The sequence below is a fragment of the Marinobacterium ramblicola genome (assembly GCF_019084545.1).
GTDB classification, from domain to species: domain Bacteria; phylum Pseudomonadota; class Gammaproteobacteria; order Pseudomonadales; family Balneatricaceae; genus Marinobacterium_D; species Marinobacterium_D ramblicola.
The window spans coordinates 81,414-107,355 of record NZ_JAHREP010000018.1; the positions used below are offsets into that span (position 1 = coordinate 81,414).

19 protein-coding genes and 1 pseudogene are annotated in these 25,942 nt (G+C 59.2%); 8 read left to right on the plus strand and 12 right to left on the minus strand.

Annotated features, from left to right (window positions below):
* Positions 1-51 precede the first annotated feature (51 nt).
* Positions 52-1,152 carry a DNA-processing protein DprA gene (gene dprA, locus KQ940_RS14735; RefSeq protein ID WP_217414496.1) on the minus strand — a complete coding sequence of 367 codons (1,101 nt, stop codon included), beginning with the start codon at positions 1,150-1,152 and terminating at the stop codon, positions 52-54.
* Between the two features lie 30 nt (positions 1,153-1,182).
* Complete coding sequence (locus tag KQ940_RS14740; protein WP_217414497.1) at positions 1,183-2,223, minus strand: LysM peptidoglycan-binding domain-containing protein; 1,041 nt, start codon at positions 2,221-2,223, stop codon at positions 1,183-1,185.
* Positions 2,224-2,387: 164 nt separating this feature from the next.
* Between KQ940_RS14740 and def the strand changes: the two genes are divergently transcribed.
* From def to KQ940_RS14765, 5 genes are all read left to right on the plus strand, one after another.
* A complete protein-coding gene (gene def / locus KQ940_RS14745; RefSeq protein ID WP_217414498.1) occupies positions 2,388-2,903 on the plus strand; it encodes a peptide deformylase in 516 nt (171 codons plus the stop codon).
* Between the two features lie 129 nt (positions 2,904-3,032).
* Positions 3,033-3,980 carry a methionyl-tRNA formyltransferase gene (gene fmt, locus KQ940_RS14750; protein ID WP_217414499.1) on the plus strand — a complete coding sequence of 316 codons (948 nt, stop codon included), beginning with the start codon at positions 3,033-3,035 and terminating at the stop codon, positions 3,978-3,980.
* 4 nt (positions 3,981-3,984) lie between these two features.
* Positions 3,985-5,286, plus strand: coding sequence for a 16S rRNA (cytosine(967)-C(5))-methyltransferase RsmB (rsmB, locus tag KQ940_RS14755; RefSeq protein ID WP_217414500.1), 1,302 nt, complete (start codon positions 3,985-3,987; stop codon positions 5,284-5,286).
* A gap of 34 nt (positions 5,287-5,320) precedes the next feature.
* The gene (gene trkA, locus KQ940_RS14760) at positions 5,321-6,697 is read left to right on the plus strand and encodes a Trk system potassium transporter TrkA (RefSeq protein ID WP_217414501.1); all 1,377 of its coding nucleotides are present in this window, start codon (positions 5,321-5,323) and stop codon (positions 6,695-6,697) included.
* Between the two features lie 34 nt (positions 6,698-6,731).
* Complete coding sequence (locus KQ940_RS14765) at positions 6,732-8,180, plus strand: TrkH family potassium uptake protein (protein ID WP_217414502.1); 1,449 nt, start codon at positions 6,732-6,734, stop codon at positions 8,178-8,180.
* A 19-nt stretch (positions 8,181-8,199) separates the two neighbouring features.
* Here the strand turns inward: KQ940_RS14765 and KQ940_RS14770 are convergent, their stop codons facing one another.
* Positions 8,200-9,105 carry a lysophospholipid acyltransferase family protein gene (locus KQ940_RS14770; protein WP_217414503.1) on the minus strand — a complete coding sequence of 302 codons (906 nt, stop codon included), beginning with the start codon at positions 9,103-9,105 and terminating at the stop codon, positions 8,200-8,202.
* A 187-nt stretch (positions 9,106-9,292) separates the two neighbouring features.
* Here KQ940_RS14770 and glyQ point away from each other — a divergent pair, with 187 nt between their 5' ends.
* Together glyQ and glyS are read left to right on the plus strand one after the other, a co-directional pair.
* A complete protein-coding gene (gene glyQ / locus KQ940_RS14775) occupies positions 9,293-10,267 on the plus strand; it encodes a glycine--tRNA ligase subunit alpha (protein ID WP_217414504.1) in 975 nt (324 codons plus the stop codon).
* The gene (gene glyS / locus KQ940_RS14780; RefSeq protein WP_217414505.1) at positions 10,267-12,336 is read left to right on the plus strand and encodes a glycine--tRNA ligase subunit beta; all 2,070 of its coding nucleotides are present in this window, start codon (positions 10,267-10,269) and stop codon (positions 12,334-12,336) included. The genes glyQ and glyS overlap by 1 nt, the downstream gene beginning before the upstream one ends.
* A 398-nt stretch (positions 12,337-12,734) precedes the next feature.
* Here glyS and KQ940_RS14785 read toward each other — a convergent pair whose 3' ends face one another.
* The 4 genes from KQ940_RS14785 to KQ940_RS14800 form a co-directional block, all read right to left on the minus strand.
* Entirely contained in the window at positions 12,735-14,018 is a 1,284-nt protein-coding gene (locus KQ940_RS14785) for a dicarboxylate/amino acid:cation symporter (RefSeq protein WP_217414506.1), read from the minus strand.
* A gap of 49 nt (positions 14,019-14,067) precedes the next feature.
* Entirely contained in the window at positions 14,068-15,558 is a 1,491-nt protein-coding gene (locus KQ940_RS14790; protein WP_217414507.1) for an aspartate ammonia-lyase, read from the minus strand.
* 291 nt (positions 15,559-15,849) lie between these two features.
* Positions 15,850-17,271, minus strand: coding sequence for a sigma-54-dependent transcriptional regulator (locus KQ940_RS14795; protein ID WP_217414508.1), 1,422 nt, complete (start codon positions 17,269-17,271; stop codon positions 15,850-15,852).
* Positions 17,268-18,932 (minus strand): transporter substrate-binding domain-containing protein, encoded by a 1,665-nt coding sequence (locus KQ940_RS14800; protein WP_217414509.1) that lies wholly within the window; start codon positions 18,930-18,932, stop codon positions 17,268-17,270. The genes KQ940_RS14795 and KQ940_RS14800 overlap by 4 nt, the downstream gene beginning before the upstream one ends.
* An 808-nt stretch (positions 18,933-19,740) precedes the next feature.
* On the opposite strand from KQ940_RS14800, the gene KQ940_RS14805 reads away from it, so the two are divergent.
* Complete coding sequence (locus KQ940_RS14805) at positions 19,741-20,646, plus strand: DUF6216 family protein (protein ID WP_217414510.1); 906 nt, start codon at positions 19,741-19,743, stop codon at positions 20,644-20,646.
* On the opposite strand, the gene KQ940_RS22755 is transcribed toward KQ940_RS14805, so the two are convergent.
* The 5 genes and pseudogenes from KQ940_RS22755 to KQ940_RS14825 form a co-directional block, all read right to left on the minus strand.
* Positions 20,623-21,759 carry a MerR family transcriptional regulator gene (locus KQ940_RS22755; RefSeq protein WP_246590089.1) on the minus strand — a complete coding sequence of 379 codons (1,137 nt, stop codon included), beginning with the start codon at positions 21,757-21,759 and terminating at the stop codon, positions 20,623-20,625. The genes KQ940_RS14805 and KQ940_RS22755 overlap by 24 nt on opposite strands.
* A 303-nt stretch (positions 21,760-22,062) precedes the next feature.
* Positions 22,063-22,452, minus strand: a pseudogene (locus tag KQ940_RS23270) (TniQ family protein); the annotation flags it as partial.
* A complete protein-coding gene (locus KQ940_RS14815; protein WP_217414512.1) occupies positions 22,439-23,368 on the minus strand; it encodes a TniQ family protein in 930 nt (309 codons plus the stop codon). The gene KQ940_RS14815 and the pseudogene KQ940_RS23270, both read right to left, overlap by 14 nt.
* Positions 23,359-24,339 (minus strand): TniB family NTP-binding protein, encoded by a 981-nt coding sequence (locus KQ940_RS14820; protein WP_217414513.1) that lies wholly within the window; start codon positions 24,337-24,339, stop codon positions 23,359-23,361. Before KQ940_RS14820 ends, KQ940_RS14815 begins: the two co-directional genes overlap by 10 nt.
* Positions 24,332-25,768 (minus strand): Mu transposase C-terminal domain-containing protein, encoded by a 1,437-nt coding sequence (locus KQ940_RS14825; RefSeq protein ID WP_217414514.1) that lies wholly within the window; start codon positions 25,766-25,768, stop codon positions 24,332-24,334. The genes KQ940_RS14820 and KQ940_RS14825 overlap by 8 nt, the downstream gene beginning before the upstream one ends.
* Positions 25,769-25,942: the final 174 nt, after the last annotated feature.

The window sequence follows — 25,942 nt, forward strand, 5'->3', positions numbered from 1 at the left end:
CTAACGGCTTGCAGGACGCTTTGCAACTGGCAGAGAGGGCCAGAGGGGGTTTTACCTAAGTCTCAGTATAAGCGCTCCTCTGAGCTCTACATGCCCCTCCAGCTCCAAACGCATCAACTCCTGCTGCAAGAGAGCCGCCGGCATCGCCACCCGACCGATCAGCTGGTCGAATCCGATGGGGTCATAGGGTATCTGCCCGAGCAATGGCTCCTCAGACTCATCGACCTCGACACCACTATCGTCGCAGGCCGGCGCGAGATAGGTACCGAGCAGTGGAGCAAGTTCGGCGAGAATGTCCTGGCTGGTTTCCACCAACTTGGCGCCCTCCCTGATCAGGCTATGACAGCCCTTGCTCAGGGGGTTATGGATCGATCCGGGCAGCGCAAACACCTCTCGCCCCTGCTCCAACGCCTGTCTCGCCGTAATCAGCGAACCGCTGCGCGGCGCCGCCTCGACGACCAAAGTACCCACGCTCATGCCGCTGATGATGCGGTTGCGGCGGGGGAAGTTCTGCGGCAAGGGTGCTGTGCCGGGCGGATATTCGGATACCAGGGCTCCACCGGTCGCGATTATGCGCTCGGCAAGCCCCCTGTTGGCGGCCGGATAGCAGCGATCGAGGCCGGTGCCCAACACGGCCAGCGTCGGTCGCGGCAGTTCCACCGAGGCCTGATGGGCGGCAGCATCGATACCCCGGGCCAGTCCGCTGGTCACCACGAAGCCACCCGCGGCCAGATCCGCGGCGAATCGGTAGGCATGATCGACACCGCCACGGCTGGCATGACGGCTGCCGACGATCGCCAGTTGTGGCAGCGACAGCAGATCGGCATCGCCCTTCAACCACAGCAAAATCGGCGGATCCGATATCTGCCTGAGGAGGTCGGGGTAGAGAGGAGAGTCGATTGCCAACAACTGCCAGCCATGCTGGATGGCCTGAGCGTTGAGCTCATCGGCGCGGCGGTAGAGGGCTCCGCCGGTCTGATACTCGCGAATGGCGGCCAGGGTCTCAGACCGCAGTTTGAGAGCCTTGGCCAACGAAAGATTGGTGGTAAAAAGATCTGGTGCTGCAATCCCGGCTGTACGCAACCGGCCCAGCGTCGCTGGGCCTATCCCTGGTAGCAGGGTTGCAGCGATCCACTCCCTTGGATCGCGCATGCTTTAACTTCCTTAGGTACTGGCGGTCGTTCAGGGGCTCTGCAGACTATCGCCCACCGAGATCACGTTGGTGGCGCGCATGACGAGGCCGTAGCTAACCTTGTCAAACACCTTGAACACCATCAGGGTGCCGGCCTTCTCCGATGGCAGGGTGATCATCTCTTCGGTCACCGGGTCTTTCACCGTCTCACCCTTGTTGAAGACCGCAAATACGTTGCCGACCTCCAACCCTTCACGGGCACCGACGTTCAAGGTAACGGCATCGAACTGGCCGATCTTGGCCACCCCGCCCAGCACATCCATGATCACGGCGTTGTCGAGCTGCGGACCGGCTGACGGGTAGAAAACCGATTCGATACGGCTCTCGTCGTTCGGCACCACACGATCACGTACGCGCACCTCTTCGTTGGTGTCCAGCAGGTCCATGGTCAACACCTGCGAACCGCTGTCGCGCGCCGTAATGCGTCCATCGGCGACGCGGTACAGCTCGTAGCCGAGCAGTTCGTTGGTGAACGGATCGTTATAGGCCTTGGCCGGGCGATAGATCCCCTGCAGGGAAACGTCTTCAACCGGCTCCCCGCGGGCATACACGCGATCGCCGCTGCCGGCGATGATCCGCTCATTCTTGCCGCCGATAACGTAGGGCGCACGCTCCAGCAGATCCTGCTCCATGACGATGTTATCGTTCAGGAAACCGGCGATATCCTTCAGCGGGATCGCCGGAATCGCCTGATCCAGCGGCGTCACCCGTGCCTGGGGGCTCAGCTTGCGTATGCCGCGCTTGAGACTCAGCCGAGGCTGACCGTCCACCCAGGTCAGGTAGATGATATCCCCGGGATAGATCAGATGGGGGTTATCGATCTGCGGGTTCACGTACCACACGTCGGGCCAGAGCCAGGGGGATTTCAGGAAGCGGCCGGAGATGTCCCAGAGCGTATCGCCTTTAACAACGACATACTCCGTCGGATGCCCCTCTGCCAATTCGATCCGGTCCTTACGGACCTCAGCCTGAGCCGGACTGCCCAACAGCAGAACTGCCGCGGTCAGCGTTGCGCAAAGCAATCGGTTCATTTTCAGTTCCCTTGTAACGCAAACAACCTCCGCATCCCGGCCAGGTCGGCAGGTTCAAAGGCGTCTGAGCATGCATTAGACAACATTATCAGTATAATAGGACGCATCTTATCGTACTTTACTCCATCCGACGCCCCCGTCGAACATCCGTTTAAGCAGATACTATGTCCAAGCTCAAGATTCTTGAATTCCCAGATCCTCGACTGCGCACAATCGCCGAACCGGTGGATGTAGTCGATGAGGAGATTAAACAACTCATCGATGACATGTTCGAGACGATGTACGACGCACCGGGCATCGGCCTGGCAGCCACGCAGGTCAACGTCCACAAAAGGGTCGTTACCATCGACCTGTCGGAGGATAAATCGGAACCCCTGGCCTTGATCAACCCCGAATATACGGTACTGGACGACACACTTGAAGAGATGCAGGAGGGTTGTCTGTCGGTTCCGGGCTTTTTTGACAACGTCAACCGGCCGCAGAAGATCCAGGTCAGCTCTCTCGATCGCAACGGTGAAGCGCAGAACTTCGTTGCCGAGGGCCTGCTCGCGGTCTGTATCCAGCACGAGCTGGACCACCTGAACGGCAAGCTGTTCGTCGATTACCTCTCCGCCCTGAAGCGCAACCGCATCCGCGGCAAGCTGGAGAAGAAACACCGGCAGGAAGTCGTCAGCGGCTGATCCTCAGCCGAGATACAAGCAGGAAAGCAGGTTTGCCCAGGCAAGCCTGTTCATGTACAGGAAGTACAGTGTGCCGCGGGCGCATGGATGCGCAGGAGCGGCGATGCACCCACTGGATAAGGTTGCCCCATGACCAAGCGCCTGAAGATCATCTTCGCCGGAACCCCCGAATTCGCCGCCGCCAGCCTCAAGGCCCTGTTGAGCACGGAACATGAGGTCGTCGCCGTCTACACCCAGCCCGACCGGCCCGCCGGAAGAGGGCGCAAGCTGACGCCCAGCCCGGTCAAGCAACTGGCACTGGAACACCAGATCGAGGTCTGCCAGCCGACATCGCTGCGCAACCCCGAGGCACAGCAGCAGCTTGCCGCCTTCGGCGCCGACCTGATGATCGTTGTCGCCTATGGTCTGATCCTGCCGCAGGCGGTGCTGGACGCGCCGCGCCTGGGCTGCATCAACGTCCATGCATCCCTGCTGCCGCGCTGGCGCGGCGCGGCGCCTATCCATCGTGCCCTGCTGGCCGGCGATACCGAAACCGGCATTACCATCATGCAGATGGACGCCGGTCTCGATACCGGTGCCATGCTCAGTATTGCCCGCTGCCCGATCCTGGCCGACGACACCAGCGGCGCCCTGCACGACCGGCTCGCCGAACTCGGTGCCCAGACCCTGGTTCAGACACTGGCCCCGCTCGCCGAAGGCACGCTGGAGCCGACAGCGCAGGATGACAGCCTGGCTTGCTATGCCGCCAAGCTGGAGAAGCAGGAGGGCAAGCTGGACTGGAGCCAACCCGCTGAGTGTCTGCAGCGCCAGGTGCGCGGCTTGAATCCCTGGCCTGTCGCCTACACTGAGATAAGTGGGCAGACGATTCGGGTTTGGGGGGCACGTACCGAGGCGGGCGCTGACGACCAGATGCCCGGCACGGTCGTGGCGCACAGCAGCGATGGCGTTGTGATCTCGACCGGTCGCGACCGCCTGGTACTGACGCTGTTGCAGTTGCCCGGAGGCAAACCCACTCCGGTTTCGGCGCTATTGAACGCGCACCGGGAACGCTTCGCAATCGGCACACAACTGGGTTAATGCGATGAATATCAGGGTACTGGCGGCACGCGTACTGGAACCACTGATCAACCACCGCGGCTCGCTCAAGTCGACGCTACCGGAGGCACTGGTGCAGTGCCCGACACAGGACAGAGCACTGCTGCGCCAGCTGTGCTACGGCACCTTGCGCGATTTTTACCGGCTCAGCGCGATCGCCAACGCCCTGCTCAAACGCCCGCTGCAGGCGCAGGACCAGGATCTTCAAGCGCTGCTATTGGTTGGCTTGTACCAGCTGCGCAGCATGCGGATTCCGGCACACGCCGCGGTCAGTGAAACCGTCGAAGGCACGCGCGAACTGAACAAGGCGTGGGCAGGCAAACTGTTCAATGCCGTTCTGCGCCGCTACCAACGGGAGCAGGAGGAGATCGAGTCCTCGTTGGCGCAGGATGAGCAGTTCCAGTACAACCATCCGCTGTGGATGATCGACAAACTCCGTCACAACTGGCCCGATCACTGGCAGTCGATACTGCAGGAGAACGACACACCAGGTCCTATGACACTTAGGGTTAATGAGCGCTCACTCACCAGGGAAGAGGCGATCAAAAAGCTCACGCAAAACCAGATCACAGTTACACCTGGACAGCATTCGCCACAAGCGCTCACGCTGGCTGAAGCGATCGATGTATCCAAGTTGCCGGGCTTCAGCCAGGGACTGCTCAGCGTACAGGACGAAGCGGCCCAGCTCGCCTGCATCCTGCTTGATGCCAAGCCCGGCCAGCGTGTGCTTGACGCCTGTGCCGCACCGGGAGGCAAGCTGTGTCACCTGTTGGAAACCCAGCCTTCGCTGTGCGAAGCGATTGCGGTGGAGATGGAGCCCTCGAGACTGGAGAAGGTGCGCGACAATCTGGAGCGGCTCAAGCTATCGCATGAATGCGTGCTCCATCTGGGCGATGCCAGTGCTCGTGACTGGTGGAACGGCACACCCTTTGACCGCATCCTGGTCGACGCCCCCTGCAGCGGCACGGGGGTTATCCGGCGAAATCCGGATATCAAGCTGCTGCGTCGCAACGAAGACATTCTAGGGCTGGCCAATCTGCAGCTGGGCATACTCGACAATCTATGGCAGATGCTCGCACCCGGCGGTCGATTGGTCTATGCCACTTGCTCTGTATTCCCGCAAGAGAATGAGCGTATTGTGGAGCGCTTTGTTAAACTCCACGCCGACGCCAAGTCGTTGCCTGTGCCTCTGACATGCGGCATCGAAAGGCCATACGGACGCCAGCTTTTCCCGGCAGCAGGGGAGCACGACGGTTTTTACTACGCCATTCTGACAAAGGATGCCTAGCGACTGCGACGGCACGCAACGACAGAGACCTTGAATGAAGATCATTATATTGGGTGCAGGCCAGGTCGGGGGCTCTCTGGCCGACCACCTGGCCAACGAAGCCAACGACATCACCGTCGTTGACACGGACACCGGCCGACTGCGCGAGCTTCAGGACCGGCTCGATATACGCACGGTAGAGGGCAAGGCCTCCTATCCCAGCGTGCTGGATCAGGCTGGCGCCCAGGATGCCGATATGTTGATCGCCGTGACCAACAGTGACGAGGTCAATATGATCGCCTGTCAGGTCGCCCACACACTGTTCAATGTCCCCACCAAGATCGCCCGCGTTCGTGAGCACGATTATCTGCAGAAAGACAAGGCGATTTTCGACGTCAAGGCGATCCCGATCGACGTGCTGATCAGCCCGGAAGAACTGGTAACCATGCATATCAAGCGCATGATCCAGCACCCGGGGGCACTGCAGGTACTCGATTTTGCCGGCGGCAAGGCACAGCTGGTTGCCGTACGCGCTTATTACGGCGGCCCGCTGGTCGGCCGCGAGATCGCCTACCTGCGCTCGCACATGCCCAAGGTCGACACCCGCGTGGCGGCCATCTTCCGCCAGGACCGGCCGATCATCCCGAAAGGGGATACCGTGATCGAAGCGGACGACGAGGTGTTTTTCATCGCCGCTCAACGTGACATCCGCTCGGTGATGAGCGAACTGCGCAAACTCGATACCCCGTATAAGCGGATCATCATCGCCGGGGGCGGTAATATAGGTGCGCGCCTGGCCAGCACCATTGAAGGCCAGTTTCAGGTCAAGATCATCGAGCGCAACATCAACCGCTGCAACCAGCTGGCCCGCCATCTGGACAACACCATCGTTCTGCACGGCAGCGCGTCCGACCGTGAACTGCTGCTGGAGGAAAACATCGAGGATACCGATGTTTTTTGCGCACTGACCAACGACGACGAAGCCAATATCATGGCCTCGATGTTGGCCAAACGGCTCGGCGCCCGTACCGTGATGACGCTGATCAACAACCCCGCTTATGTGGATCTGGTGCAGGGGGGCGTTATCGATATCGCCATTTCACCGCAGCAGACCACCATCGGCGCACTGCTGACCCATGTCCGCCGTGGCGACGTGGCAGCGGTGCACTCACTACGCCGCGGGGCCGCAGAGGCACTGGAAGCGGTTGCTCATGGCGATCCGCGCAGCTCCAAAGTGGTCGGCCGCACCATCGAGGAGATCGCGCTACCGCCGGGCACCACCATCGGCGCCATCGTGCGCGAGGATGAAGTACTGATCGCACACGACGATGTGGTAGTGGAGAACGGTGACCATGTCATCCTGTTCCTGGTCGACAATCGCCGTATTAACGATGTGGAGCGGCTGTTCCAGGTCGGCCTGACCTTCTTCTAACCCAGCTCATCGGCACCAACAACGGAAGTATACGATGCATTTTACAGTGATACTGCGCATCCTCGGGATTCTGCTGATGATCTTCAGCCTTACCCAGATCCCCCCGATGCTGGTATCGCTCTATTACAACGATGGCACCGTACATGCCTTTGCGATCGCATTTGCTATCACACTGATGATGGGTTTTATCATCTGGCTACCCGTATTTAACGTTCGCCAGGATCTGCGCACGCGAGATGGTTTCCTGATCACCGTGCTGTTCTGGAGCGTGTTGGCAGCGGCGGGTTCATTGCCGCTGCAGCTCTCTCAGTCTCCCAGCCTTAGCTTTACCGATGCCATCTTCGAGTCACTGTCCGGCCTCACTACCACTGGTGCTACGGTGATGACCGGCCTCGATACGCTGCCGAAATCGCTTCTGTACTACCGCCAACAGCTACAGTGGTTTGGTGGCATGGGCATTATCGTATTGGCCGTGGCAATACTGCCGATGCTCGGCATCGGGGGTATGCAGCTCTATCGCGCCGAGACACCCGGCCCGGTCAAGGACTCCAAACTGACCCCCCGCATCACCGAGACCGCCAAGGCGCTCTGGTACATCTATCTATCGCTGACCGTCGCCTGCGCCCTGGGTTATTGGGCCGCCGGCATGTCACTGTTCGACGCGATCGGACACAGCTTCTCCACCGTTGCCATTGGCGGATTCTCCACCCATGATGCAAGCATGGCCTACTTCGACAGCCCGCTGATCGAAGCGATCTGCATATTCTTCATGGCCGTATCCGGGATCAACTTCGGCCTCCACTTCTTCGCCTGGCGCCAGCGCACGCTGCTGCACTACCTGAAGGATCCGGAGTTCAAGTTCTACCTGGTGCTGCTGCTGGGTATTACCGCCTTCACCTTTATCTCGCTGGTTCTGACGGCCGCCTTCGATCCGCTCGACAGCCTGCGCAAGGCCAGCTTCATGGTGGTCTCCATTGCCACCACCACCGGGTTCACCACCTCAGACTTCTCCCACTGGCCCTCGATGCTGCCGTTCCTGCTGTTCGTGGCGGCGTTTGCCGGCGGCTGCGCAGGCTCCACCGGCGGCGGCATGAAGGTGATCAGGATACTGCTGATCCTGAAACAGGGGCACCGCGAGATTCTGCGCCTGATCCACCCCAACGCCATTATCCCGGTCAAGCTCGGCAAGCGGCCGATAGGGGATAACGTGCTGGAGGCGGTGTGGGGATTCTTCTCGGTCTATCTGATCGTGTTTGTGATCATGCTGATTGGCCTGCTGGGAACAGGGCTGGACCAGGTGACCGCCTGGTCCGCGGTCGGCGCGACGTTGAACAACCTGGGTCCGGGCCTCGGCGGCGTGGCACTGCACTACGGCGATCTGAATGACTCGGCGAAATGGATCCTCTGCCTGGCGATGCTGCTGGGCCGTCTTGAGGTATTCACGCTGCTGGTGCTGCTCTCGCCAGCCTTCTGGCGCCGCTAGTGTTCGCCTGCCTGGATGTTTAATGCTTACGCGAGTAAGGCCCTCGCGAGCGGTCTTCGCGGGTATTGAAACGCTTGTATTCCCACTGGTATTGCGCAGGACACTCATCGACGCAGCGCTCGATGCTCGCATTCATTGCCCGGGCTGCCGTCAACAGATCCTTGCTCCCGACCTCGGGGTCCGCCGGTGAAAAGCGCAGCTCGAAACCCTCACCCTTATCCAAACGCATTCCGTAACCGCAGAACACCCGGACACCGGTTTGCGCCGCCAGTTGGGGTAGCAGCTTCATCGTCAGCGCGGGCTCGCCGTAAAACGGCACATAAACGCCGCCGCTACGTTCGGGCTCCTGATCGGGCAGGATGCCGACGATTCCGCCCTTACGCAGCGCCTTGATCACCATCCGCACCCCTTTGGCATCGGCCGGCGCCATTCGAGATCCCAAACGCGCCCGGCGTTTCAGAATCAGGTTATCCAGCAGCTTCTGTTTGGGCGGTTTATACATCGCGGTGACGGGATAGTGCTGCGACAGATAGAGATTCATCACCTCCCAATTCCCCAGGTGGGGCGCGATCAGCAGTATGCCTCTACCCGCGTTCAACTCCTCTTCGATCAGCTCTACGCCCGTTACGCGGCGTACCTTTTTCAACACCCGCTTCGGGGACCAGAACCAGGACAGCCCCATCTCGGCAAGAGAACAGCCGGTCTGTTCCAGGCTCTCACGAATCAATGTTTCACGTGAAACCTCGCTGAGCTCGGGAAAACAGATCCCGATATTGATACGCGTAACATTATGCAGCTGACTGCTTTCACCCTTGACATAGACTCTGCGCCCCAGGGCACGTCCCAACCACTGGGCCCAGCCAAGCGGCAAAATGGATATCATGGCCATTGCGAGGATGGCGGGCAGAACTTTGAGCTCCTTCAAGACAGCACCACATCCAGTATTAACGTTTGGCGGCATTATAAACCCCCAGAGTGAGCTGCCAAGCACAAACAGGACCACCCACCAAACCATTCTCTCCGGGAATTCCAGCCGTTATGGCACCCGATGGAACCACTAAACAGCGCCAATCATGTATAATTCGGGCCTTATTTTGTCCACTTCGAATTCAATGGTGATTTGCGTGACTGACAAGGTTAATCCAGACGTTAGCACTTTCCAGGGACTGATCCTCGCCCTGCAGCAGTTTTGGGCCGAGCAGGGCTGCGTCATTGTTCAGCCGCTGGATCTTGAGGTCGGTGCCGGCACCTTCCACCCGGCCACATTCCTGCGGGCCATCGGTCCTGAGCGCTGGCGTTCCGCCTACGTCCAGCCGAGCCGTCGCCCAACCGACGGCCGCTACGGTGAGAATCCCAACCGTCTGCAGCACTACTACCAGTTTCAGGTCGTACTGAAGCCCAACCCCGATAATTTCCAGGAACTCTACCTGGCCTCTCTGGCCCGCATCGGCATCGATCCGCTGGTGCACGATATCCGCTTTGTCGAGGACAACTGGGAATCGCCAACCCTGGGTGCCTGGGGCCTGGGCTGGGAGATCTGGCTCAACGGCATGGAGGTGACCCAGTTCACCTACTTCCAGCAGGCCGGCGGCCTGGAGTGCTATCCAGTGACCGGCGAGATCACCTACGGCCTCGAACGTATCGCCATGTACATTCAGAAGGTGGAAAGCGTCTACGACCTGGTCTGGTCACGCAGCCCCGACGGCACCGTCGTTACCTATGGCGACGTGTACCATCAGAACGAAGTGGAGCAGTCCACCTACAACTTTGAACACGCGGACGTCGACACCCTGTTCGGCAACTTCGATTACCATGAGCGGGAGTGCAACAAGCTACTGGCTCTGGACACGCCGCTGCCGCTGCCGGCCTACGAACAGGTACTGAAAGCCTCCCACACTTTCAATCTGCTCGATGCTCGCCACGCCATCTCGGTTACCGAGCGCCAGCGCTACATACTGCGCGTACGCACCCTGGCCCGTGACGTGGCCCACGCTTATTTTAACGCCCGTAAAAAGCTCGGATTCCCGCTCGCAGACCCCGAACTGCGTGACGAGGTGATTGCCGCAAGCCAGGAGGAGAAGCACTGATGTCCGCCAAGGATTTTCTGTTTGAGCTCGGCACCGAAGAGCTGCCGCCGAAGGCGCTGAAGACACTGTCCGACGCCCTGGAAAGCGAAGTCCGTGCGGGGCTCGCCGCGCTACTGGGCGAGGAAACGCTGAAGCAGTCCGTCTTCACCTCATACGCCGCACCGCGTCGCCTGGCGCTGCTGGTGACCGACCTCGCCACCGAGGTCGCCGAGAGCCGCACCCTGGTCCAGGGCCCGCCCGCCAACATCGCCTACGACAAGGACGGCAACCCGAGCAAGGCACTGGAGGGCTTCGCCCGCAAGTGCGGCGCAAGCCTGGATCAGCTCACCGAAGTCAACGGCAAGATCAGCTTCGAGCAGGTCAATCCGGCCCAGCCGGTCGCGCCGCTGCTGCCGGAGATCGTCACTCAGGCGCTCGACAAGCTGCCGATTCCGAAGCGGATGCGCTGGGGCGCCTCCCGCGCCGAGTTCGTACGCCCGGTAAAATGGGTAGTCATGCTGTTCGGCGACGAGGTCGTGCCGTGCGAGATTCTCGGCCACAAGGCCGACCGCCACAGCCGCGGCCACCGCTTCCACTACAACGAGCCGATCGAGCTGTTCGCCGGCCGCGAGTACGTCGCGGTGCTGAAGGAGAAGGGCAAGGTACTGGCCGACTTCGCCGAGCGCCGCGAACTGATCCGCTCCCAGCTGCTTGGCGAAGCGACCCGGGTCGGCGGCCAGGTAGTCATCGATGAGGCTCTTCTGGACGAAGTGACCGCTCTCAACGAGTGGCCGGTGGCACTGACCGGACGGTTCGAGGAGCGCTTCCTCGAGGTGCCGGCCCAAGCGTTGATCTCCACCATGGCCGACAACCAGAAGTATTTCCACCTGCTCGACGACGCCGGCAACTTGATGCCGTACTTCATCACCGTGGCCAATATCGAATCCCGCGATCCGCAGCAGGTGATCGAAGGCAACGAGAAGGTGATCCGCCCGCGCCTGTCCGACGCCGCGTTCTTCTTCGAGACCGACAAGAAGCGCAGCCTCGAGTCCCGCGTCGATGCGCTGAAGAAGATCGTGTTCCAGAAGGAGCTCGGTACCATTTACGAGAAGTCTGTTCGCATCGGCAAGCTGGCCGCTCTGGTCGCCACGCAGATCGGCGGTGACGCCGCCCAGGCCGAGCGTGCCGGACTACTGTGCAAGACCGATCTGGTCTCCGAGATGGTGCTCGAGTTCCCCGAGCTTCAGGGCTTGATGGGCTACCACTACGCGCAGAACGACGGCGAACCGGAAGAGGTGGCACTGGCGCAGAACGAGCACTACATGCCGCGCTTCCACGGCGACGAGCTGCCGCAGAGCCGCACCGGCATCGCGGTCGCGATCGCCGACCGTATCGACACGCTGATCGGCCTATTCGCCATCAACCAGCCGCCCACAGGCTCCAAGGACCCGTTCGCACTGCGCCGCGCCACCTTGGGCGTGCTTCGCATCATCGTCGAGCGCGAGCTGGATCTCGACCTGCGCAGCTTGCTGGAAGCCGCCACGGCCCAGTACAGCGGCCTGCCGGCCCAGGACAGTGCTGCCGAGCAGGTACTCGAGTTCATGCTGGAGCGCTTCCGCGCCTGGTACGAAGAGAAAGGGATCAGCGTCGACAACTATCTGGCCGTACATGCGCTAAAGCCGAGCAAACCGCTCGACTTCGATCGACGCGTACGCGCTGTGGCCCATTTCCGCACTCTGCCGGAGGCGGCCTCGCTGGCAGCAGCCAACAAGCGCGTCGGCAATATTCTCGGCAAGGCTGAGCAGGTGGGCACCGATGTCGACGAGGCGCTGCTGTCCGGCGATTCCGAGAAGGCACTGGCTCGGCAGGTAACAGCGCTGGAAGAGCAGCTGCTGCCACTGTTCCAGTCCGGCCAGTACGAACAGGCACTCGAAGCGCTGGCGGGACTGCAGGCGCCGGTCGACCGCTTCTTCGAGGATGTCATGGTGATGGCGGACGACAACGCGGTGCGTAACAACCGCCTCGCACTGCTGCAGCGTCTGCGCAATCTGTTCCTCGGCGTCGCCGATATCTCGGTACTCGCCGCCTGACAGGCAGAAGCCTCCGCAAAAGACAAAGGCTCCCACGGGAGCCTTTTTTATGTACGGGAAGTACGGTATGCCGCGAGTGCATGGATGCACAAGAGCGGCCATGTGCAGGATGTACGGTCCCAGCCGCTTACACCCGCAAACGCAGGATTCCGTCATCCATGACGGCCATGCGCAGGAACGACGTTGTTCCACGTGAAACATCACACTGCTTTATCTCTTACCCGCACAGGCTGAAACCGGCAGCTCACTCAGGTTCCACGTGAAACATATTCGGCCACGCGCTGCCTATAGGGTAACAGGGATGCGGGGGCTAACCACTTCAATGGTAGGCGGTGAGGGGAAAGGCCCAGACGACCGGCTTCATCGATAGCCGGCCGCTGGGCCTTGTCGCGTAACAGTTAGGCCAGGTCTGCCCGACTACCGTTGTAGCTGGGGCAATTGTATGCAGACTCGTCCAACTCGTTTTCGCTCTTGGCGACCAGCACCGAGACCATCAGGTCACCGCACACATTTACGCTGGTACGTGCCATATCGAGGATACGATCGATCCCCGCGACGATCGCCAGGCCTTCCATCGGCAGGCCGACGGTGGTCAACACCAGCGACAGCATGATCAGCCCCGCGCCCGGCACACCGGCGGTACCGATGGAGGCCAGGGTCGAGGTCATGATGATCAGCAGGTAATCCGAGAAGGCGAGATCGATACCGAACGCCTGCGCGATAAACAGCGCACAGACGCCCTGATAGAGCGCGGTACCATCCATGTTGATGGTCGCACCCAGCGGCAGCACGAAGCTGGAGATCCCCTTGGAAACGCCCAGCTCCTGCTGCGCCGCCTTCATCGTCGCCGGCAGAGTGCCGGAGCTGCTGGTGGTGGTGAAGGCCACTGCCGCCGGATTGGCCAGCCCCTTCAGATAACGCGCCGGATTGAGACGCCCCAGGGTACTGATCAGTCCGGAGTAGACGACCACGACATGGATCAGGCAGCCGATATAGACCACGGCAATCACCTTGATCAGCGGCAGCAGGATATCGATGCCATACTTGCCCGCCACCCAGGCCATCAGCCCGAACACGCCGTAGGGCGCCAGCTTCATCACCAGTTCGGTCATCTTGTACATCGCCTCGGCCAGGCTCTCGAACATCGCCACCGCAGGCCTGGCCTTGTCGCCGCTGAGGTTCAGCGCAATCCCCAATCCCAGCGCGAACACGATGATCTGCAGAATATTACCGGCCGCCAGGGCATCGATCGGATTCTTCGGAATCATGTTCAGCAGCGTCTGCACCAGGGTCGGTGCCTCCTTGGCAACGGCGGCGCTGTCGCCGGCCACCATGCCGATGCCGTCACCCGGCGTGAACAGGATACCCATACCGAGGCCAATGCTGATCGCCACCGCTGTGGTACCCAGGTAGAGCACCAGTGACTTCAGGCCGATCCGGCCCAGCTTCCGGGTGTCCTGCATCGAGGTGACGCCCACCACCAGCGAACAGAACACCAGCGGCACGATCAGCATCTTGATCGCATTGACGAACAGCGTGCCGATCGGCTTCAGCAGTTCGGCCTCGGGCCCCAGCATCAGGCCGACCAGCATCCCCAACCCCATGCCGATCAGGATCTTTTTCCACAACGACAGTCCGCGCCAGAAACCGGCGCGTTTTTGTTCCAGGGTCGTATCCAGCATTTATTTCTCCTCTTTGTTGTTATCTGCGGTGTTGAAGCCTTCCAACGGTCTATTGCCCTGCGGGCACGAGATCCTGAACAGGCTCCGGAACGGATGGGACCGGCGATGCCGTCGTGCGGCGCCGCGGGCGAATCATGTTGGCGGGCTTCAGCACTTCGTTGAGTTCCGCCTCGCTCATCAGCCCCTCCTCACGTATCAGCTCGAGCACGCCCCGTCCGCTCTCCAACGCCTGCTTGGCGATGCGGGTAGCGTTCTCGTAGCCAATATAGGGGTTCACGGCGGTGATGATGCCGATGCTGCGATCCACCATCGCCTGACAGACTTCGGCGTTGGCAGTGATACCGCGCACACAGCGGTTCCTGAACATATCCATCGCCTGGGTCAGCATGCGGATCGACTCCAGCACGTTGTAGGCGATCAACGGCTCCATGGCGTTGAGCTGGAGCTGCCCGGCTTCCGCCGCCAGGGTGATGGCGATGTCGTTGCCGATCACCTGGTAGGCGACCTGATTGACCGCTTCGGGAATCACCGGGTTGATCTTGCCGGGCATGATCGAGCTGCCGGGCTGCTGCGGTGGCAGGTTGATCTCGTTCAATCCGCAGCGCGGCCCCATGCTGAGCATGCGCAGGTCATTGGCGATCTTGGACAGCTTCACCGCCAGCCGCTTAAGCATGCCGGAGAAGAGCACGAACGCGCCCATATCGGAGCTGGCCTCGACCAGGTCCGAAGCGCGTTTGAACTCGAAGCCGCTCAGTTGCGAAAGGTAGCCCACCGCCAGCTGGGCGTATTCGGGATCGGTATTGATCCCGGTACCGATGGCGGTACCGCCAAGATTTACCTCCTTGAGCAGATCGGACAGCCCGGCGATGCGTTCGATATCCTCGCCCAGTGTGCTGGCGAAGGAGCGAAACTCCTGGCCCAGCGTCATCGGTACCGCGTCCTGCAGCTGGGTACGGCCCATCTTGATGATGTCGGCGAACTCTTCGCTCTTGGCCGCGAAGGCATCCCGAAGCGAGGCCAGCGCCTGCACCAGCTCGCCATGCTTGAGCACGATCGCCAGGCGTACCGCCGTGGGATAGGCGTCATTGGTCGACTGCGACATATTGACGTCGTTGTTGGGGTGCAGGTGGGCATACTCGCCCCGCTGATAGCCCAGATATTCCAGCCCGATGTTGGCCAGCACCTCGTTGGCGTTCATGTTGGTCGAAGTACCGGCCCCGCCCTGTATCATGTCGACGATGAACTGATCATGGTAGCGGCCGTCGAGAAGCATCCTGCCGGCAGCCTCGATCGCATCGGCCTTGCTGTCGTCCAGCAGCCCCAACCGATTATTGGCCTTGGCACAGGCCATCTTGACCAGCGCCAGCGCCTTGATCAACTGCGAGAACAGGCTCAGCCGCACGCCGCTGAGATCGAAGTTTTCCCGTGCCCGTTGCGTCTGGATGCCGTAGTAGGCTTCGGCCGGTACCCAGGCCTCGCCCAGCAGATCCTTTTCTCGTCTCCGCCCGCTCGGCACCTGTTTCGATGAACTCTGTTCCATTGCTTGCACTCTTGTTATGGGTCGTGGGATACGGCGACCACCATCCGGCAAGTGGAGGGGTCATCGCTGAGTGATATAGAGCAAGGAGGGTGCCAGAGGCGGAAAACGCCTCCCAAGTGCTTGAAGCAACAAGCTTTTAGTCTGATGGGCAGCACGGAAGGAGGCGCAGCCGGGACTATAACGGAACTTATAGCCCGGTCGATCGGCAGAAAACCATTCTATTAAAAACAATGAGTTAGCGAGTCTATAACCTTTGTCGAACTATAACCCCGGTTATAGGGGTCGGCGGCTCTACTCCGGCTGCGACGACCGCTTCAGCCGCTTGCTCAGCGCCGGTTGCGAGATACCCAGCAGCCGAGACGCCAGCGACTGGTTGCCCTGTGCTCGGCGCATCGCCTCAGCCACCAGCAGATCGGCCGCCTGCTGCAGTGTCGGCAGCTGCTGGTCCGAGGCAAACAGAGGCGCACTCGCGTCGGCTGCAGGCTCGGGTGTGGCCGATGCGCCGCTCTGTACCACGGCACGCCTGAACACCTCCATCGATAGCACGCCGCCACGATGCTGGCCCAGGGCGTCGTAACAGAGCGCACGCAGCTCGCGCACGTTGCCGGGAAAGGCGTAGTTCATCAGCAGCGTCGGCAGCTCGCGAGGCACCGTCGGCTTCGCCCGCCCCAACTCCTCGGCCGCCTCGGCGAGGAAGTGCTCGAGCAGCAGGCCGATATCCTCCCGACGTCGACGCAGCGGCGGCAACTCGACCTGATGGGTACGCAGTCGGTAGTACAGGTCCTTGCGGAAGCTGCCATCGCGCTGCTTCCGCTCCAAATCCTGGTGCGTCGCCACCAGCACCCGTGCTCGGCACCGCTTGGCACGGTCACTGCCCAGGGGGTAGTACTCGCCCTCCTGCAGCAGACGCAGCAGCTTGACCTGGGAGCCCTGACTCAGATCGCCGATCTCATCCAGAAACAGCGTGCCGGCGCCGGCCTGCTCGATCATCCCGGCACGCCCCTTGTCGGCTCCGGTAAAGGCGCCACGCTGGTGTCCGAACAGCGTATCGGCAAAGATGTTGTCATCCAGCCCCGCCACATTGACGCTGACCATCGGCCCCGTACGCCCGCTCAGGTCGTGGATAGCCCTGGCGATCAGCTCCTTGCCGGTGCCGCTCTCGCCGGTTATCAGTACCGGCTGACTGCTGCCGGCGATCGCCTCCAGATACTGGAATACCGAGCGCATCCCCTTGTCCGCCGTAACGATCGACTCGAACAGTTCGGGCCGCTCCAGCGTGTCGGTCATGAAGCGTCGGCGCATCTCCAGGTTCTCGCGCCGCATCTCCAGCATCCGTATCGCACGGCGGATACCGTCGATCAGCCGATCCTCCTCGGTGGTCTTGATGAAGTAGTCGAACGCGCCCTGACGGATACAGTTGACCGCGGTCTCCAACTGGTTCAGGCCGCTGACGATGATCACGCCGATCTCGGGGTGCTCTTCGACTATCCGGCGCAGCAGCACTTCGCCCGACTGGTGCGGCATGGTCAGATCGAGCAGTACCAGCCCTATCGGCTCGCGCTCGATGATCGACATCGCCTCGCGACCGTCCTGGCACTGAAACAGGTTGTTGATACCGGCGCGCGTCTCCAGCATCAGGCTGAAGGAGCGCAGAAAGGAGGCCTCGTCGTCGACCAACAGGACACCGAAATTGGGATAGAGTGCTTGTTTCATGCTTGACCTGTATCGCTGCAGACCGGTATCGACAGAATCGCGCGCGTGCCCTGTCCCGGTTCCGATTCATACTCCAGGGTGCCGCCGTGCTCGCGCACGATGCCATAGGATACGGCAAGTCCGAGCCCCATGCCGCCCAGTTCTCGCTTGGTGGTAAAAAACGGATCGCTCAGTTGGGCCAGGTTCTCCCGCTCGATACCGCAGCCCTGGTCCTCGACCACCAGCTGCACACGCTTACCCTGCGGATCGACCCGGGTCTCCACCGAGATCCCCCGCTCGCGATCGGGCAACGCCTGGCAGGCGTTGATAAGCAGGTTGATCACCACCTGCTCCAGCTTCTGCAGGCTACCCTTGACCGGCGGCATCGGCTGCTGGTAGTCGACCTTGAACCTATCCGTCGCCTCGCGCAGGCTGCTGTCGGTCAGCCGGATCGCCGTGGCCAGCACCTCGTTCAGGTCCACCCTCTCGTTCAACTCCACCACGCCCTGACGCGCGAAGTCGCGAAGATCGTCGACGATACGCCGTATGCGCTGCGCACCGTCATCCATATCCTCAAGCATGCGCGGGATCTCCTCCTTCATCCGGCTGTACGGCAGCCGTCCGAGTTCGAACTCGCCATGCTCGCGATAGTAGGTCTCGTATACCTCCTCACTGTCCTGCAGCAGCCCTCGGAGCACCGACAGGTTCATCATCAGCAGGCTGCAGGGGTTGTTGATCTCATGTGCCACCCCCGACACCAGGATACCGAGCGAGGTCATCTTGTCGGCCTGGATCAGTTTCTGTTGCTGCAGCTGCAGCTCCTCGGTGCGTCGCCCCACCTCCCGGGTCAGCATCCGGTTCCAGACCATGATCGCGCCCAGCACCAGTGTCAGCAGTGCGGACAGTACGGCGGCGACCTTGCCCACCTCCTTCCAGGGAAACCCCGAGTTCTCCAGCGGCCCGAACCACTTGTCATAGATCGCCTGCTGGCGCCCGGTGTTCTTCAGAATCGCCAACCCTTCGCTGAACTGAGCCAGCAGCTCCTCATCCCCCTTCACCACCGCGTAACCGTAGCGCTGGGTCGCATAGGGCTTGCCGATCGGGACCAGGTTAAGCAGCGACAGCTCCCGCCCCAGGTACAGCCCCGGCAGGTTCGCCACCAAGGCATAGTCATGTTTGCCCGAGGCCAGCAGGCGGAGCGCATCGGCATGGGTATCCACCGTTATCAACGTAGCGCCGACATTACTCCTGAGCAGCAGATCATGCATGATCCCTTCGTTCTGCACGATCACCTCCTTGCCGCGCAGCTCGCTCAGGTCATCGATCTCCTCGGCCCCCTTGCGCGCGAAAATCGACTGATGGATCAGCGCGTGCGGCGGCGAAAACAGGTAGTGCTCGGCACGCTCCGCCGAATACGACATCCCCTGCAGCACACCCACCTCACCGGCCTCCAGCGCGTCACGCATCTCCGACCAACTACCCAGGCGTATCTCGACCTTGATTCCCATCACCTGTGCGATCGCGCGGGTCAGCTCGGTGTTGTAGCCATCCGGCTCGCCATCCTCGTTGATGAACTCATAGGGCGGGTAGTTGTGGTCACCGGCCACGACGATGACATTGGAATGATCCGTCGCCTGCCCTCTGGGCGCGGCCGAGACGAACCCTGACATTAGCACCAGCATAAGCACAGGCACCCACCGCAACGATTTCCGCCCGCACCTGAACATGCACTGCCATCTACCGATATGAGACATGCGCACCACGTTATGAGATGAAAGAGACCCTGGGTTTGTACAACAGAGCAGATATACCAGCAGTTGAGCGGACGTGCCATTCCTGAATGGTTTCACGTGGAACAAGCTCATCACCTGTCTGCTCGGAGCGCGGCTTGTATCGACTATCGAGGGGAGCCGATGCTGAGTCGATCAGCTCCTCCTCTCGAGAAAAACAAAACCCCGATCAAAAAGACCGGGGTTCGTCTATATCCCGAGCAGCCCATTGGGCCGCTCTTATCTGTCGCACTAACCGAGATTGTCGGATCTCACTCCCTCTGAGAATCACCACTCAATAAAAACAGCTACTTATCGGCCTTCGTGCGCACGAAAAATCTCATCGATGTTGCAATGAATCTCACGAAATCTCATAACTCATGAAACGCCTTAAGTTTCAGTCAGTTATGAACACGCCTAGTGACTTGAGCAATTCCAAGGAGGTCATGGCTTTTCCCGCTGAGGTTTCAGATCAGCTGGAGAGCTCGGTTCATCAAAATCTGAATCTTTACTCTGCCTCCGGCGCCTGAGTTCCTCTTTCATCCATTGGCCTGCCTGCTTCATCTCATTCCTGAGGTCTTCTATTTCTTGCTCTGTTAGACGCTGGTAGCTCACCTTCAAGCCTCTTTTGTTAAGTCGAGTACGCGGGATTCCGCAAATTGCCTCTCCCGGATAAGCTAGCAGCCCTTAGAATCTAATCTCCATACAAGGATTAACCGCCATGGAAGTCGAAACCTTAAAGCTACTAGCCGATATATCACCCTGGCTATCATTTGTCCTTTTGACTCTATCCACCGTGATCTGGTTTCGCCTCAGAACCGGAACATCTTACGGGTTGCTAAACAGGCTCTATGCCATAATGATCGGCGGCAGGGAGTTCCATGATCATTCTGTCACAGATTTCTGGAATGAACGGAAAGACGTTGAGCGTTTCAATGCGCTGTTCAATACCAGAGCCAAGTCACTCAAAGAAGTGAACCTATTTATAAAGTGGGTTGAAAGAAATAACTTAGACCTCCGGAAGCTTGCTAGGTTGAATGCCCTCTTTGATATGGAAAAAAGGGAGGTCAAGAAAGGCTGGTACCGCCTAGCCACCACTTTCTTCTTAGCCGTCGCGTTTGTACTGAGTGTATTTTCTCTCTATCTAGTAGGGCTAGCGCTGAAAGATGCCGCCTTGGTCAAATTCAATGACGAAACACAGTGGATGTGGTTGAACCATGATGCTGCATACAGTGCAACGTTCAACCCAACCCGTAACCAAGGTCAAGACTGGCGACTGACAGCAGATACCTGTTCCCAAACACCATTGGACACAGATTCACTTGCTGAGCAGGCCAAGCTGAAGCCTGCAAATATCTTGAATATCTGCAAATCCTTCACAAACCCAAAAGACATCCAACATGTTGATGAAATAATCAACAGCCAGAAGTCATTCATGTGGCTTGCATTGGGCTTGCTTTTGATCGGTCTCTACGCCTTTAACTCCGCTCTACGAACGAGCTCTGCGCACCACGCCAAGACTTACTTAAAGAAGAAACTCGGAGACAAAGCATCACGGGATCAAGCTGTGGACTCAGAAGATACTGACAACGAGTTTTCTCAACTACAGGAGGATCTCGCTAGCTAGGTACACCTTCTGCCGCAGCTGCTGATTCCAATCAGCATCAACCGGCGAAATCCCCCGAGAAGCCAGGTCGCTCATTACACTGGCTGAGCTCCTACCGGCTTCTCGGGCCAGATCACGCAGCAAGACATACTCCGAGCGGAACTTGTCTATCGCATGCTGGCTGACGAGGCGCCCAAGCTGGGTATCGTTATGGTCCGTCTCAAGGAGACCAGCATTGACGAGTTGGTAAGCAAACTCCTGGTGAATCCCCAGATGCTTCGCGGCTTCGGTTATCGAAAAGAGCTCAGAATCGGAAGATCGCTCCCGATACCAATCCTCGAACTGGTGACTATCGAAAACCAGCTCCCGGATTGTTGGTTTTGGGCTCGACGCATATGCACCCAACGAGCCCTGTTTGATCGCCTCGATGATGATCACTAACGGCTCTTTTACCCCTGCTCGAAACCGTCTCAGAACTTGGCTCAGGGTCATAGCCTCGGGAGGTGCTGAGCTGCTGTGAACAAGCGACGTCAGAAACCTGGACAGCTCATCCTTTGAGAATGCCCACACGCACCTGGATGCCGATCCCGGAGCCCTCTGGTGTCTGAAATATCCACTCTGGCGTAGCTGCCCAAACTGCTTCTTGGTAACACCGAGATAGTCGGCCGCATCTTTAGCTGTCAGCGAGTCCGCCAACCTCTCCTTAAGCCTCAACACGTCAGGCTTCCACACCAGTACCGATTCTCGCTTTGGCCCCTGTACCGACATACTGCGTACGTCATCGCCCGCGATAGCAGTCCTTATGTGAGATTTGGGAACTGCGAACTTCCGGCAAGCAGCTTGCAACGCTAACCATGGGTGGGACTGGATGGTTCGGTCCTTGAAAAGTGAGTTCCGGCGGCTCAACGCCTCTGGCCAGTGTTGATTGAGGTACTGTTCCAGCAGGTGCTTGTAGGGGTCGAAGCAGCCATCCTCAAAAACCCTGTAGAACGCTTTATAGAATCGATTCAGCCGCCGCTCTCCCTGCTCAGAGGCGCCCACCGAAAAAGACGTACCGAGGAACCTGGTAAAGCCCTCGGCCCCACCAAACACTGCATCTGCTACGAGGGTCATTACGCTGGCTGTCGTATCCATCTGAAGCACCCGCGTATCGATGCCGGTTTTACCTATGCCATCGCGACCGACAAAACGAGCAAACAACAGAATGAGCTCTGATCGAATTTGGAGATCCAGGTTGTGCCCTGCGGCTATCAACGACCCCGACACAAAGCCTCGCTCCAACCATTCTTGCTGCCGCCTTACCGTATCAGGTGCCAGGCACAGGGCTGATTCAGATAGATCGGCACCACAATTACACAACCTGGTGCTGCGAGCCTTGAACGGAATCGGGCTGTCACAGGCCGGACAGGTATCTCTAAGCCAGCCTCCATGTTCAGCACACACCACTGACGCTTTCAGATGCCACGCAGCCTTCCAGCGTTGCGTTTCCCTGATACAGGCCGGGCAATAACGTAAGCGACCCAGGCGGCTGCTCTGATCGAGCAAACAGACCGCTGTCGAGATCGATGCTGTTTCCGTACGCCAACCGGTCCAATCGGCCCCTGCGAGCAGGTCCTGGTACAAATGCATCTCAGATAGTCGCGGTAGTTGCCCCACTGCGCACATCCAGCAGGTAGAGCCATAGCTATTCAGCTCCGCCAAGCGAACCAAATAGCCTATCGGTGACTCGTCTGGGCAGCTGGCAGGATGGATCGGAGGGTATATCAGCGCACAGTCGTGACTTCTGACGGGCGCCCGCATACCCTCCTGGCCCTTACTTCGGGTCATGCGGCAGCACCTGCCACTCGGCGTACTCCCATAGGTCGGCGATATCAGATGACTGGCCTTGTTCCTGGTCTAAGGCTTTTCTCAGGTGCACCCAGTAGCTGAGAGCCTGGTGCTTCAGGGTGTCGAAGCACGGTTGTGGAAAGTCGATATTCAGCCGCAGAACAAATTTCAGGACCAGCGACGTGTAAAACTCGGGACTATCTCGTTGAGACAAACGGAACAGAAAGGTATCCAACCCCTCAGGCTGAAACAGCAGTTCAGCAGCATTCACCAAGTGAATCCGCGCCGTGCCGCACTGCTTAAGCTCGCGATTGAAGTTATGCACGGTGAGCTTCGGGTAGTCCAACCAGTTACACAACAAGCTAATCAGCGCTGCCCGAGCCGAGTCCTCCAGACCGTGTTCTCTGGGGAGTATGGAATACCCTTCCGGCACACTCCCTTCATCCAGGAACATCTGCATCTGCTCAACGGGACTATCGATAATCTCCACAGGCGCGTCTGCTAACCGCGCACCACAGGCACAGTGCGATAGATTCGTTGATGCCAACGGGAGCCGAGAATGGCAGCTTGGGCACCGATCAACCAGCCAGATTTGATGCTTGGTGCAGGCACAGGACACCCAGCTTTGCCAGGCGCTACGCCAATAGCCTCTCTCCGCGATACAGAGCGGACAATATCTGAGGTGCAGGGTATTCGCACCCACTGCACTGGCTGTTGGCTGATTGCCCGCCCACTCAGCGGCTGATAGCACAGCAATGGAAAGCGCAGGAGTTTGAAGCGAGCTTCGAGACGAAAGATTCCGAAATAACCAGGCTGGGCTTTCGTACTGATTCAGTTCCGCCAGACGCTTCAAATAGCCATAAGGCAGTTCGTCCGGGAAGCGATCTGGATGCAGCGGTGGTTTGATCAACTCCATGACTCTCCTCCTGACTTGGAAGCCCGCACAGCAGAAGCAGGCTCAAACAGATTGAATGGCATTCCGGGGCTATCGAGCCGTTTCCAGCGGAACCCCTCATTGAAGGGGTTCAGAGCGTCCTTGCCTTCGTGCCATACCCAATCGACAAATGCCCTTCCAAGTACGGAGCGATCGATGGCCGGCACCGAGTGCTGAGTAGCCCAGGCGTAGCTCCCCGTCATCAATCGAACGACATAATCGATAATCCCGTTAGTGGCGAAATGAAAACGCCTCAACAGGTCGCCATCCAGCTGCAACGGCCTTTTTAAACCTAGCTTATGATCGAAGTGAGTAATCACACCGGCGAAAATCGACTGTTCATGCGGCGATTCGATGGAGAACGGATTCAACTCCAGGCGCCTCCCGTAGCGCCGCCTCAGTTGCTCGTTCACCTGGAGGATCTGTTCACAGCGCGGCAGGCCCATCAGCACCGTCGAAACCTTCGATTGGTCGATCAGTGTCTTCAGCCAATCAGAAACCTCCAAAGGCGCTCTGCGGCGGCCGCGGTCGATGAAGTGCTGGAGTTCATCCACGATGATCAGGCGCACCTGCTTCTCTTTGATCAGGTTGAGAATCCGGTTGGTCTTGTCGATGGCGGAACCCCGCATAAAACAGGGCTCCCCGAGCTGAACCAGCATCGCCTCAGCCATATTGCGGATGGTTGGCTGTGAAGGAGTATCTACGCATAGCACGGGCAGTAGCTCACGGTCTGACAGGGGTTCCGGTGGATATTCATCGAATATCAGAGACTTCAACGTCGATTTACCGGTACCGGACTGACCAACGCACAACAGGTGCTGAGGAAGGCCGACCTGGGCACTCATCTGGTAGGCATCCCGAATAGCATCGAAAGCCACCTGGCATTGAGGGTGGAAGATCACGACTTTGCGGAGCTCAGCGATTTTTTGATGGATACTTAGGCTGTCAGTCATCGCCTTGCCCCCTCGTCACCACCTTGAAGTTCAGGGGCTCAAATAGCGACTCAGCGGTCGTGTCAGGCTCCTTGGGTCGTTCCAGCGCCGGGTTTGAGCTCCAGGAAGGAGGAACAGGCATAGCGTCCCTGGCGGCTTTCTTGCGTTCGCGGATCAGCTTGTTACGGCTCAGATCCTCGATCTTCTGCTGGAACCTGGCCTTGCTCTCCAGCAGCTCCTCCTCGTCCTGTTCGTCCAATCCTCGCTGCTTGGTGTCCTTTAGGATCTGGTCGTGTTGACGTAGCGTCAGGCCTTGCGCGTAGTCAGGATTGGTACAGGGCACATGAATGTAATCACCCTGCAGCTCGTCGTAGACCCATACCGCACCCATATCCTTCGGGTCGTAACGCACCGACACGTCATAGCGAGCGGTCGAGCGTATGCGCAAAAGCCCAAGCTCCGCCGAGTTATAGAACAGGTGATGAACCTGCACGCCCTGGTGGGAAAGTCGGCGGGTCGTTTCCTTCGTGAGGATCAAACTCAGCTGCATCAGGCTCTCAGGCAGCAGTGGCTCCACCATACCGAGTCCATCCTTCCACATCGCTGTTGGCATTCGATGCGTGGTTCTATGCACTTCCTGATGGTAGATATCGATAACCCACTCATGGATAAGCGATTTCAGATCAGCCAGGGTGATCCGCGCCATGTCGGCGGAGTTGTAGTCACCACGATGCGCGATGTTGGAGAATGTAGTGCCGGGAATACGGTGGCAGACCGCACGGTTTAACGTGCCCAGAAAGCGTTCCACGGCCCCTTTGTAGTGGGGTTGCTGTTTGGGGCAGAACTGAAGCTCAATATTGAGCTCCGCGCAGACGCGCCGCAGCTGATGGGAATGAAACTCCAGGCCGTTATCGCAGATCAGCGTGTGGGGAATCCCGTACGCTGGCCATTCATGGTGAATATCCGGGTACTGCTCTTTGACGTAGGCTTTGGACAGAATCGCGTGACGTAAGGCCCTCATCACCGAAAGTTCAGAGGGTGGCTCAAACCCGATGGAAAAGCCCAACACCATACGCGAATGGCGGCACAACAGGAGGGTCAACGTGGGCCGCCCATCCGCGAGGCCTGTCCGCTCGTTAACAACGATCACATCCAGAGGGGTATGATCGACTTCAACCCGCTCTAGGATGTGGTGTGTCACTGCACCGGCGCCGGTTGCCCGAAAATGCTTCTCGGCAACACGCTTTCCCTCCCTGGCGGCCATGGCATCGTATTTATCGATCTGATCTACGATTCGGTAGAACTGGGCGCGGCTCGGAATCTTTAAGGGCTTGAGCCGCTCAGCATTAAGCTCGTTGATACGGTGGCGAAAGGCGTCATAGACAGCCTGTATCGGTAGCTTTTCCCTGGAGAACCATAAGCGCTCAACGATTGCATGTAGTTCATCCATCAGGTCTTTGGAGAATTTTCTTTGAGGAGAAGGCTTTTGGTATTGGGGGACCAAACACATCAGGTCTTGGCCGGATTCTAGCCACCGCCTCCACCAATGTCAGTGCCGGTTGCTAAAGTCCCCAAAATCGCAACTTGAGATGTCCCCTCCACCGAGGCATCAATAAACCGACTT

Excerpts from the sequence above, each read along its gene's own strand:
- dprA (WP_217414496.1), bottom strand. The coding sequence starts at position 1,152 with ATGCGCGATCCAAGGGAGTGGATCGCTGCAACCCTGCTACCAGGGATA.
- KQ940_RS14740 (WP_217414497.1), bottom strand. The coding sequence starts at position 2,223 with ATGAACCGATTGCTTTGCGCAACGCTGACCGCGGCAGTTCTGCTGTTG.
- def (WP_217414498.1), top strand. The coding sequence starts at position 2,388 with ATGTCCAAGCTCAAGATTCTTGAATTCCCAGATCCTCGACTGCGCACA.
- fmt (WP_217414499.1), top strand. The coding sequence starts at position 3,033 with ATGACCAAGCGCCTGAAGATCATCTTCGCCGGAACCCCCGAATTCGCC.
- rsmB (WP_217414500.1), top strand. The coding sequence starts at position 3,985 with ATGAATATCAGGGTACTGGCGGCACGCGTACTGGAACCACTGATCAAC.
- trkA (WP_217414501.1), top strand. The coding sequence starts at position 5,321 with ATGAAGATCATTATATTGGGTGCAGGCCAGGTCGGGGGCTCTCTGGCC.
- KQ940_RS14765 (WP_217414502.1), top strand. The coding sequence starts at position 6,732 with ATGCATTTTACAGTGATACTGCGCATCCTCGGGATTCTGCTGATGATC.
- glyQ (WP_217414504.1), top strand. The coding sequence starts at position 9,293 with ATGGTGATTTGCGTGACTGACAAGGTTAATCCAGACGTTAGCACTTTC.
- glyS (WP_217414505.1), top strand. The coding sequence starts at position 10,267 with ATGTCCGCCAAGGATTTTCTGTTTGAGCTCGGCACCGAAGAGCTGCCG.
- KQ940_RS14785 (WP_217414506.1), bottom strand. The coding sequence starts at position 14,018 with ATGCTGGATACGACCCTGGAACAAAAACGCGCCGGTTTCTGGCGCGGA.
- KQ940_RS14790 (WP_217414507.1), bottom strand. The coding sequence starts at position 15,558 with ATGGAACAGAGTTCATCGAAACAGGTGCCGAGCGGGCGGAGACGAGAA.
- KQ940_RS14795 (WP_217414508.1), bottom strand. The coding sequence starts at position 17,271 with ATGAAACAAGCACTCTATCCCAATTTCGGTGTCCTGTTGGTCGACGAC.
- KQ940_RS14800 (WP_217414509.1), bottom strand. The coding sequence starts at position 18,932 with ATGCTGGTGCTAATGTCAGGGTTCGTCTCGGCCGCGCCCAGAGGGCAG.
- KQ940_RS14805 (WP_217414510.1), top strand. The coding sequence starts at position 19,741 with ATGGAAGTCGAAACCTTAAAGCTACTAGCCGATATATCACCCTGGCTA.
- KQ940_RS22755 (WP_246590089.1), bottom strand. The coding sequence starts at position 21,759 with ATGGATACGACAGCCAGCGTAATGACCCTCGTAGCAGATGCAGTGTTT.
- KQ940_RS14815 (WP_217414512.1), bottom strand. The coding sequence starts at position 23,368 with ATGGAGTTGATCAAACCACCGCTGCATCCAGATCGCTTCCCGGACGAA.
- KQ940_RS14820 (WP_217414513.1), bottom strand. The coding sequence starts at position 24,339 with ATGACTGACAGCCTAAGTATCCATCAAAAAATCGCTGAGCTCCGCAAA.
- KQ940_RS14825 (WP_217414514.1), bottom strand. The coding sequence starts at position 25,768 with ATGGATGAACTACATGCAATCGTTGAGCGCTTATGGTTCTCCAGGGAA.